The sequence below is a fragment of the Methylobacterium segetis genome (assembly GCF_004348265.1).
GTDB classification, from domain to species: domain Bacteria; phylum Pseudomonadota; class Alphaproteobacteria; order Rhizobiales; family Beijerinckiaceae; genus Methylobacterium; species Methylobacterium segetis.
This window is the reverse complement of record NZ_SMNT01000179.1, coordinates 1-5,956: the sequence shown is the minus strand read 5'-3', so window position 1 is coordinate 5,956 and position 5,956 is coordinate 1. Positions and strand designations below refer to the sequence as shown.

5 protein-coding genes are annotated in these 5,956 nt (G+C 72.5%); 4 read left to right on the top strand and 1 reads right to left on the bottom strand.

What is annotated here, in order from left to right:
• The first annotated feature begins 140 nt into the window (after positions 1 to 140).
• From E1J50_RS25540 to E1J50_RS25525, 4 genes are read left to right on the top strand one after another with little or no spacing between them, the layout of a single operon-like run.
• Positions 141 to 440 carry a hypothetical protein gene (locus tag E1J50_RS25540; protein WP_245516758.1) on the top strand — a complete coding sequence of 100 codons (300 nt, stop codon included), beginning with the start codon at positions 141 to 143 and terminating at the stop codon, positions 438 to 440.
• On the top strand, positions 437 to 1,069 hold the full coding sequence (locus E1J50_RS25535; protein ID WP_132257015.1) for a TetR/AcrR family transcriptional regulator: 633 nt from the start codon (positions 437 to 439) through the stop codon (positions 1,067 to 1,069). Before E1J50_RS25540 ends, E1J50_RS25535 begins: the two co-directional genes overlap by 4 nt.
• On the top strand, positions 1,066 to 2,310 hold the full coding sequence (locus E1J50_RS25530) for an efflux RND transporter periplasmic adaptor subunit (protein WP_132257013.1): 1,245 nt from the start codon (positions 1,066 to 1,068) through the stop codon (positions 2,308 to 2,310). Before E1J50_RS25535 ends, E1J50_RS25530 begins: the two co-directional genes overlap by 4 nt.
• A gap of 47 nt (positions 2,311 to 2,357) precedes the next feature.
• Entirely contained in the window at positions 2,358 to 5,456 is a 3,099-nt protein-coding gene (locus tag E1J50_RS25525) for an efflux RND transporter permease subunit (RefSeq protein WP_132257011.1), read from the top strand.
• A gap of 44 nt (positions 5,457 to 5,500) precedes the next feature.
• Here E1J50_RS25525 and E1J50_RS25520 read toward each other — a convergent pair.
• Positions 5,501 to 5,956, bottom strand: a 456-nt coding sequence (locus tag E1J50_RS25520) for a zinc-dependent alcohol dehydrogenase family protein (RefSeq protein WP_132257009.1), incomplete at its 5' end; no start/stop codon positions are given.

The following is a 5,956-nucleotide window of genomic DNA, read 5'->3' as shown; positions in this document are numbered from 1 at the left end:
CCGCCCGCCTCCGCACCCCGCCGGCCGTCCGTCCGATGTGCCGTGAAGCACCCGGCGGAAGAGGTCAATCCAGATGAGAATGAACGTTCATTGACGTGAGAATGAACGTTCATTACTCCTTCTGGGAGACAGGAGCCCGCATGATCAGCGCCGTCCCGACCCTTCGCCACGATCGCCGTCGCCGGCCGGATCCCGCGCCGCTCGCCGGGCGCGCTCTCGCGCAGCTGCGCGCCGCCTCCTCGCCGGCGAACCTCCTCCTCGTCGCGATCCTGCTCGTCGGCTGGCTGGCCCTGATCGGCTGGACGGGCGCCGGGCCGCGGGGATGGCAGGCGCGGCTCTGCGCCGGGCTAGCGGCGCAATCCCAATCCTGCGGCGCCCTGCCGGTCTCGGACGCGACGCCGGGCGCCGCGACCGCCCGCGGGCTCGGGGGGCTGTCGTGAGCGCGGCGGCCGGCGCCGTCCTCGACGCGCGCGGCGGGCAGGCGGCCCGGCGCGAGCACATCCTCGATGCGGCCGAGGCCTGCTTCGTGCGCAACGGCTTCCATCGCAGCACGATGCAGGACCTCGCCCGCGAGGCGGGCATGAGCCCCGGCAACATCTACCGCTACTTCGAGTCGAAGGAGGCGGTCGTGCTCGGCCTCGCCGACCGGGAGCGGGCGCGCGGAGGCGCCCTCGTCGAGCGGCTGGAGCGGGAGGGCGACCGGCGCGCCGCGCTCATCGGCATCATCGAGCGCTACTTCCTGGCGATCACCCGCGAGACCGCGGTGCTGCGCGTCGAGATCTGGTCTGAGGCCACCCGCAATCCCGACATCGCCGCCATGGTCGTCCGGAGCGAGGAAGAGGCCCGGCTCTGGTTCACGCAGACGCTGGCCGCGCTCGCCGTCTCGCCGGCCTGCGACCCGGTCGCCCTCTACGGGGCGATGGGGCCGCTCATGAAGGGCATCATCATCGAGCGGGCGATCCTGCCGGATTACGACCCGGCCCCGTCCGTCGCCCACCTCCTCGGGCTGATCGAGGCCGGCCTCGAAGGCCGCCTGCCGGCCGCTCACGGGAACGAGACAGACCGATGAAACCGATTCTCCGGCACGCCGGGCCCGCGCTTCTCGCGCTCGGCCTGTCCGCATGCCCCGTCCTCGCCGAGACCGCCCGGCCGAGCGCCCAGAGTCCCGCCCAGCCGCGCCCGGCGCCCGCGATCAGCGTGGTCGAGGCGGCCCGCCGCGAGATCGTGGAATCGGTCATCGTCACCGGCACCCTGGTTCCCCGGGACGAGATCCTGATCACGCCCGAGATCGAGGGCTACCGCGTCACCGAGGTGCTGGTGGAGGAGGGGGCCCGCGTCGAGCGCGGGCAGGTGCTGGCGCGCCTCTCGCGCGACCTGATCGACCGGCAGCTCGCCCAGCAGAACGCCCTGGTCGACAAGGCGTCCGCCGCCGTGCCCCAGGCCCGGAGCACCATCGAGCAGGCGGAGGCCGCCGAACTCGAGGCCCGCCTCGCCCATGACCGCGCCCGGCAGCTCCTGCAGACCGGAAACGCCACCGCTGCGGTGATGGAGGGGCGCACGGCCTCGCTCCGGCAGGCCGAGGGCAAGCTCGCCTTCGCCCGCAACGGGCTCGTCATCGCCAGGGCGGAGCTCGCCCAGGCGCTCGCCGTGCGCGACGAGCTGCAGCTCCGGCTCGCCCGCACCGAGATCCGCGCGCCGGAGGCGGGCATCGTCAGCCGCCGCAGCGCGCGGGTCGGGCTCGCCGCCTCGGCCTCCGCCGAGCCCCTGTTCCGGATGATCGCCCGGGGCGAGATCGAGCTCGAGGGCGAGGTCATCGAGACGAAGCTGCCGCTGCTCCGCGAGGGCAAGCCGGCCTGGATCGAGATCGGCGACGGAGAGCGCGTCGCGGGCAGCGTCCGCGCGGTCTACCCGGAGGTCGACAAGGCCACCCGCCTCGGCAAGGTCCGCGTCCGCCTCGATCCCGACCCGCGCCTGCGCATCGGCACCTTCGCCCGCGGCGCCGTCGAACTCGCCCGCACCCGCGGCGTCGCCGTGCCCCAGGCCGCGATCCTCTATGGCGGCGCGAAGCGCAGCAGCGTCCTCGTCGTCGCGGGCGATGCGGTCGAGGCCCGCGAGGTCCGCACCGGCCTGACCAACGACGACGACGTCGAGATCCGGTCCGGCCTCGCCGAGGGCGAGCGCGTGGTGGCCCGGGCCGGCAGCTTCCTGCGCGACGGCGACCGGGTGCGCCCCATCCTCGTCGCGGCGCCGGCAGCGGCGCTCGCCGGCACGCCCGCGCCGCGCGACACCGCGGAGGCCGGCCTGCCCTGAGGGGCGGACGGCCTCACCAACCCCCTGTCCCCGAGCCGGTAGCCCCGATGCGCCTGAACGTCTCCGCCTGGGCGATCCGCAAGCCGATCGCGCCCCTCGTCCTGTTCCTCGTGCTGGTCGTCCTCGGCCTCGTGAGCTTCCGGGGGCTCGCGGTCACGCGGATGCCGAACGTCGACGTGCCGATCGTCTCGGTCACGATCACGCAGGGCGGCGCCGCGCCCTCCGAGCTTCAGACCCAGGTCACGAAATGGGTCGAGGATTCGATCGCGGGCGTGCGGGGCGTCAAGCACGTCACGTCGAGCATCACCGAGGGCTCCTCGGTGACGACGGTCGAGTTCCGGCTCGAGGTGAACACCGACCGCGCGGTCAACGACGTCAAGGACGCGGTCTCCAAGATCCGCATCAACCTGCCGCGCACCATCGACGAGCCCGTGATCCAGCGCGTCGAGATCGCCGGCCTGCCCATCCTCGTCTACGGGGTGACGGCGCCCGCCATGACGCCGGCCGAGCTGTCGTGGTTCGTCGAGGACAATGTCGCCCGCACCCTGCAGGGCGTGAAGGGCGTCGGCGGCGTCGAGCGCGTCGGCGGCGTCGCCCGCGAGGTGCGGGTCACCCTCCAGCCGGACCGGCTGCTCGCGCTCGGCATCACGGCCGCGGACGTGAACCGGCAATTGCGCCTGACCTCCGCCGACATGGCGGGCGGGCGCGGCGAGGTGGGCGGGCGCGAGCAGTCGATCCGGACGCTCGCCGCCTCGCGGAGCGTGCGCGACCTCAAGGCCACCTCGATCGTGCTGCCCGGCGGCCGCAAGGTCCGCCTCGACGACCTCGCCACGATCGAGGACGGGATCGAGGAGCCCCGCACCTTCGCCCGCTTCAACGGAGAGCCGGTGGTCGCCTTCGCGGTCTCGCGGGGCTCGGGCGCGAGCGACGCCGAGGTCGCGGCGGGCGTCGAGAAGCGCATCGCCGAGTTCCGCCTGAGCCACCCCGACATCGCCTTCGAGACCATCGATTCCTCGGTCTCGGCGACGATCGGCAGCTACGATTCGGCCATGCACACCCTCATCGAGGGCGCGGCGCTCGCCGTCGTGGTGGTGCTGCTGTTCCTGCGCGACTGGCGGGCGACGCTGATCGCCGCTCTGGCGCTGCCGCTCTCGGTCTTTCCGACCTTCTGGGCGATGGACGCGCTCGGCTTCACGCTCAACGGGATCAGCCTGCTCGCCATCACGCTGGTGACGGGCATCCTCGTCGACGACGCCATCGTCGAGATCGAGAACATCGTCCGCCACATCCGGCTCGGCAAATCGCCCTACCGCGCCGCGATCGAGGGCGCGGACGAGATCGGGCTCGCCGTCATCGCGATCACCGCGACCCTGATCGCCGTGTTCGCGCCCGTCTCCTTCATGAGCGGCATCGCGGGCCGCTACTTCATCCAGTTCGGGCTGACCATCGCGGTCTCGGTGTTCATGTCGCTCCTCGTCGCGCGCCTGATCACGCCCATGCTCGCCGCCTATTTCCTGCGCGACCACGGCCATGAAGAGGAGCGCGAGGGCGTCGTGATGCGCGCCTATGGCCGCCTCGTCGGCTGGTCGGTGCGTCACCGGATCGTCACTCTGATCGTCGGCCTCGCGCTGTTTGCCGCCTCGCTCGCCTCGACGGCGCTGCTGCCCTCCGGCTTCCTGCCGAAGCAGGACAATGCCCGCACCCTGTTCATGGTCGAGCTGGCGCCGGGCGCGAAGCTCGCCGACACCGTCGCGGTGTCCGACCGCGTGGTCGCCCGCATCCGCGCGCTGCCCGAGGTGACCTCGGTCTTCGTCGATGGCGGGCGCCAAGCCGGGGGCAAGAAGGAGACGCGGCTCGCGACGCTGACCGTGAACCTCGTGCCGAAGAACGCGCGCCGGAAGAAGCAGGCGGCGATCGAGACCGAGATCGCGGCCCTCCTCGCCGAGGAGCCCGACATCCGCTCCTGGACCCTGCGCGACAGCGGGCAGCGCGACCTCGCCCTCGTGGTGAGCGGGCCCGACGCCGCGGAGGTCAAAGAGGTCGCGGCGCGGCTGCAGCGCGACATGGCGGCGATCCCGCATCTCGTGGCCGTGATGTCGACGGCCCCGCTCGACCGGACCGAGGTGCGCATCCGCCCGAAGGAGGGCGCGGCGGCCGATCTCGGCGTGACGACCGACGCCATCGCCGAGACGGTGCGCGTCGGCACGATCGGCGACATCGGCCTCAACCTGCCGAAGTTCAACGCCAAGGACCGTCAGGTGCCGATCCGGGTGCAGCTCCCCGAGAGCGCCCGCGGCGCCGTCTCGCGGCTGGAGAACCTGAAGGTGCCGGCCAAGAACGGGACGGCGGTGCCGCTCGCGGCCGTGGCCGAGATCGAGCTCGACAAGGGACCGGGCGCGATCGACCGCTACGACCGCGCCGTGCGCGTCGCGGTCGAGGCCAACATGGAGGGCTCGGACGCGCTCGGCTCGCTGATCGCCCAGGCGCTCGCCACCCCGACCGCGAAGAGCCTGCCGCCGGGCGTCACCATCCGCCAGACGGGCGATGCCGAGATCATGGGCGAGGTCTTCTCCGGCTTCCTGATGGCGATGGGCGCCGGCATCATGATGGTCTACGCCGTGCTCGTGCTGCTGTTCGGCTCGTTCCTGCAGCCGCTCACCATCCTGTTCTCGCTGCCGCTCTCGATCGGCGGCGCGATCCTCGGCCTGCTCCTCCTCAACATGCCGATCTCGATGCCCGTCGTCATCGGCATCCTGATGCTGATGGGGCTCGTGACCAAGAACGCGATCATGCTCGTCGACTTCGCCGTCGAGGAGATGGCCCGCGGCGTCGACCCGGTCACCGCCATCGTCGATGCGGGCCGCAAGCGGGCCCGGCCGATCGTGATGACGACGATCGCCATGGCCGCCGGCATGGTGCCCTCCGCGATGGCGCTCGGCGTCGGCGGCGAGTTCCGGGCGCCGATGGCGGTCGCGGTGATCGCGGGGCTCATCGTCTCGACGCTGCTCTCCCTCGTCTTCGTGCCGGCAGTGTTCCTGCTGATGGACAGCCTCTCGCGCCTCCTCGGCCGGCTCCTCGGCCGGTTCGTCGGCGCCCGCGACGAGCCCGGCGCGACGCACCCGCCCGCGGCACCGGCCGCCGGCTAGGCCGTCTCCCGTGATCCCTGGATCACGGGAGCGCTCAGGTGAGGTCAGATCTCGATGCAGATCTTGCCGAAATGCCGGTTGCTCTCCTGGTGGCGGAAGGCGTCGACGAGCCTGTCCAGGGGATAGCGGCTGTCCACGACCGGGCGCAGCCCGTTCGCGTCGATGGCCCGGATCATGTCGGTCTGCTGGCGGCGGCTGCCGACCAGCACGCCCTGGAGGCGGATCTGCCGAACGAGGGCCGGCACGAGCGGCAGGGGGCCCGCGACGCCCGTGAGGATGCCGATCACCGAGACGTGGCCGCCGACCCGCACCGCCTCCATCGCCTGTTCCAGGGTGCCCGGGCCGCCGACATCGAGCACGTGGTCGACGCCGCGCCCGCCCGTCAGCCGCTTGGCGCTGGCGCCCCATGCCGCATCCGCGCGGTAGTTGAGGACGTGGTCGGCGCCGAGCGCGCGCAGGCGCTCGAGCTTCTCGTCGCTCGACGAGGTCGCGATCACCGT

Coding starts and splice junctions, on each gene's coding strand:
- E1J50_RS25540 (WP_245516758.1), top strand. CDS start 141: ATGATCAGCGCCGTCCCGACCCTTCGCCACGATCGCCGTCGCCGGCCG.
- E1J50_RS25530 (WP_132257013.1), top strand. CDS start 1,066: ATGAAACCGATTCTCCGGCACGCCGGGCCCGCGCTTCTCGCGCTCGGC.
- E1J50_RS25525 (WP_132257011.1), top strand. CDS start 2,358: ATGCGCCTGAACGTCTCCGCCTGGGCGATCCGCAAGCCGATCGCGCCC.